At 27.3% G+C, this 4,159-nt stretch carries 3 protein-coding genes and 1 pseudogene; all 4 read right to left on the bottom strand.

What is annotated here, in order from left to right; all coding sequences use genetic code 11:
- Positions 1-346 precede the first annotated feature (346 nt).
- A pseudogene (locus B2X73_RS15385) lies at positions 347-510 on the bottom strand (IS982 family transposase); the annotation flags it as partial.
- Positions 511-1,082: 572 nt separating this feature from the next.
- Positions 1,083-2,111, bottom strand: a complete 1,029-nt coding sequence (gene hemH / locus B2X73_RS07755) for a ferrochelatase (protein ID WP_221855922.1) — start codon at positions 2,109-2,111, stop codon at positions 1,083-1,085.
- 396 nt (positions 2,112-2,507) lie between these two features.
- Positions 2,508-3,806: a cryptochrome/photolyase family protein gene (locus tag B2X73_RS07750; RefSeq protein ID WP_221855920.1), complete on the bottom strand. Its 1,299-nt coding sequence runs from the start codon at positions 3,804-3,806 to the stop codon at positions 2,508-2,510.
- A partial coding sequence (locus B2X73_RS07745) for a lipocalin family protein (protein WP_291096157.1) occupies positions 3,796-4,159 on the bottom strand: 364 nt, incomplete at its 5' end. The genes B2X73_RS07750 and B2X73_RS07745, both read right to left, overlap by 11 nt.

The following is a 4,159-nucleotide window of genomic DNA, read 5'->3' as shown; positions in this document are numbered from 1 at the left end:
GGTGTTATTATTATCATAGATAGACACACCATCATTAGTCGTCAATTTTTGATTCGAATTATCAATTGTAAATTGACTCATTTGTTCTGATTTAAGGTCTGATTTTTTTGATTTTTTCATATTTGATTTTTTCATATGCTAATATTAATTAATGAATTAGAAATGACGAATAGAACGTAATAAGAAAAAATAAAATCAACACAAAACTTATAGCTTTATTGTTATTTATTTATATTATACATAAATTTATTATGACATAAATCAATTAAAGTGCCATTTTTTCTTAAAATGATAATAAAGCATCTTTATAAAAACAATAAACTATTTAAAAAACCCCTTGTGAATTTTAAATAATTTGAGTTTTTAGATTTTTAATATTTCAATTAAAGTAATTTTATTAATGTACTGAATCACTATTAGTGCAGTAATTTTAGCTGGAATTCTGGTTTTAAACCTTTCAAAAGTCTTTGCATAATTGCGTCTAATCATAAACTGATCGCATAGTTGAGATTTATATCATTCAAAAAATGAATATCATAAACAGATGCGTGATTGATATCAATCCCCTGGAAAACACCAGCTAAATTTCAATAGATCACATGGATCATTTAAAGGAAAAACTCCATATGAAATACTGAAATCAATACTAAAATAATTATATTTATTGTCTACGAAGTGATGAAATACAACAATAATAACCCTGCATTAAAGTTTCTCCCATTCCATTTTGCCAGAAGTAAATAACAAACTATAAGAACAACAATAATAAACATTGTTCTTGAAACTATATACCAATTTGATATATAAATTTCTTTCGCTTTGCGCTTAGCAATTGTTTTGTAAAAAATGAAAATGGTTCTATTATAAATCCTTTATAACAGAACCATTCTTATATTAATATTTTTGATTTATATACACTTCTCTGTAAATAGCTAATCTTTTAAAAACATTTTAAGAATCTTATATGCAAAATTTAGATCTATTAGCTTAATAGCATACTAATAACTGATAGAATCACTTTTAACAATTAAAAGTCTATGTAGAATATTTGAATTTAATCTATAATTGTTAAATGTTTAAGATTATAATAAATAAAAATCATCTATTTTTTCTTCACATAAAGTTTTGATTACATGTATCCATGAATCATTATCATTTAGACATGAAATATACTCATAAGCTTCTCCCCCATTATCAATAAATATTTCTTTTCCTTCCATTGCTATTTCCTCTAGAGTTTCCAAACAATCAGATACAAATGCAGGGCAAACAACTGCCAATTTTTTTATTCCTTTTGATGGTAAAACTTTTAAAGTAGAATCTGTATATGGCTCAATCCATTTATCTTTTCCTAGTCTAGATTGAAATGAAACAATTGTTTTTTCGCGAGATAAATTTAATTTTTCTATCACTTTTTTTGTTGTCTCAAAACATTGATGACGATAACAGAATTGATGACTTGGATTAAATTCTCTATCACAACAGTCACTTAAATTACAAGTCCTTGTAGGATCTGTTTTATAAATATGTCTTTCTGGGATACCGTGGTAAGAAAATAACAGCCCATCATAATCATTCGAAAACTTGTCTTTTATACTTTCAACAAGACAATCTATATATATATCTTTATTATAAAATGGTTCCACATAATTTATTTTAACAAATGGAAATTTTTCTTTTCTTACTTTTTCTGATTTCTCTACTACAGATTCTGTTGTACTCATAGCATATTGAGGATACAATGGAAATAGTACAATCTTATTGACTCCTTTCTCAACTAGTTTAGAAATTCCATTTTCTATACTAGGTTCAGCATATCTCATTCCTATTTCAACAGGAATATCAACAATATTTTGTAATTTATTTTTTATTTTTTCAGTAATGACTATTAAAGGAGATCCCGCATCTGTCCAAATTTTCTCATAAGCTTGTGCGGATTTTGATGGTCTTGTATTTAGAATTATTCCTTTTACTAAAAGTGTTCTTAGAATCCAATTATAGTCAATAACTCTTTCATCCATTAAAAACTCTCCAAGATATTCTTTTACGTCATTTACGGATGTAGATTTAGGTGATCCTAAATTAACTAATAATATTCCTTTTTTACTCAATTTATTTACTTTTATGGTTACTAATTTTTTTTAATAAATAATTAAAAAAATGTATAAACATGCAACTCTATTTACAATTTAAATGAAATTTGTATATTAATGCATTACAACATTTACAAATCGGAAATATTTATAATTGTTTTATAACAATCAAAATACTCTTGTCCTTAAGTGTTTTTATTATTCATTATTTTTAATCTAAATCTTTGATAGAAAGTTTTTACAAACCTCACTTTTACTAAAGACAATAAGGTGCTTAATTGAATCCAGCTTGAAATTTCAGTATGGATGTAGATACCTTGTAGTGAAGTTTTGATATTAATTCTTCAAAAGCAGAAAATGTGGAAAAATATATTATAATCGTTTAATATTTTAAATCATTATTATTCTTTCATTTTACTTCTTGAATGCTTCGTTAAAAATGCTTAAAACTCTGTTTCGAGCAAAATTATGAGCAACTATAGGAGAAGGATAATCATCAGTTTCAAATTCTGATACCCACTTTTTAATGTAAAGAGATTCTTTATCAAATTTCTCTGTCTGAAGAGTTGGATTAAAGACTCTGAAATAAGGTGCCGCATCGCATCCTGATCCAGCAACCCATTGCCAATTACCATTATTTGCAGACAAATCATAATCGTTTAGTTTTGATGCAAAATAAGCCTCTCCCCAACGCCAATCTATGAGTAAATGTTTGCATAAAAAACTTGCTGTTATCATTCTTACTCTATTATGCATAAAACCAGTTTGATTAAGCTCTCTCATTCCTGCATCTACAATAGGATAACCTGTTTTCCCATCGCACCACAGCTTAAATTCCTGCTCATTATTCCTCCACTTAATAGCATTATACTTAGCCTTAAAAGGTTGGTGAACAACATATGGAAAATGATAGAGTATTTGCATAAAAAATTCTCTCCAAATTAATTCATTTAGCCATGTTTCATTTAGCTCTATCGCTAACGCAACACATTTTCGTACACTAATCGTTCCAAATCTTAGAGCTATACCTAATTGGGTCGTACATTGTAAAGCAGGATGATCCCTATATTTATGGTAATTTTGAATAATTTCCTTATCTAGCTTTGGCTGTTTGAATAAAATTGATGTTTTTAAAAAACCAATTTCTTTCAGTGAAAGAATCGTTTTGAATTCTGTTTTCAAAAATTTACTGTAATCAGGCTTAAAACATTTATAATCTTCTGTTTTCAAAATTTGTTTCCATTTTTTTGCATACGGCGTATATACTGTATAAGGAGAACTATCTTTCTTTAAAATATCTTTCTTGTCAAAAATTACCTGATCTTTAAATGCTTTAAACGAAATGTTATATAACTTAAAATAATTGTAAATCGAAGTATCTCTTTTAATTGCCAAAGGTTCATAATCACGATTACAAAATATAGAATGAATAGCAAACTCTGTAGAAAGTTGCTGAAAAATTTTGAAAGGATCACCATAATATACATGGAGACTTGTCCCAAAGGATTTTAATTGATCATTAATATTTTGAAGCGCTTGATGAATATAATCCACCCTCCTATCTTTCTTATCATCCAGTTGTCGTAGAATACCTTCATCAAAAATAAAAATAGGTAACACAGGAATTCCAGATGAAAGAGCGTGGTACAGCCCAACATTATCTTCTAAACGAAGATCTCTTCGAAACCAAAAAATGGAAATTTTATTTTTCATTTAAAAATGGATTATCATTTCGATTATGTTCTACCCAAATCAAATTGGATATATCATAACCAATTTCTGAAGCTAATGCAAGAAAGTTTGTTTTAATATTATCTGGAATATCTTTCGTCCTAGATAAAATCCATAAGTAATTTAGATTTTTACCGATAACCAAAGCATATTGATAGTTTTCATCCAACGCAATTACGTTATAACCAGCATAAAAAGGACCAAAAAAACTTACTTTTAGCTTTCCTATTTGCTCATTCTCTCTAAATTTTGCTTTTCCTATTACTTGCTTCCATGCTTGCTTTTCCTTATTAAATCCGCTATTGAAAACCTTGAGATTCCCTTTTTTATCAAGA

Origin of the sequence: Empedobacter sp. UBA7252 (assembly GCF_002472765.1) — a bacterium.
Taxonomy (GTDB): Bacteria; Bacteroidota; Bacteroidia; order Flavobacteriales; family Weeksellaceae; genus Empedobacter; species Empedobacter falsenii_B.
This window is presented reverse-complemented; position numbering and strand designations above follow the sequence as displayed.

Bases quoted from the DNA above. Each gene is read 5' to 3' on its own strand.
- B2X73_RS07750 (WP_221855920.1), bottom strand. From the start codon at position 3,806: ATGAAAAATAAAATTTCCATTTTTTGGTTTCGAAGAGATCTTCGTTTA.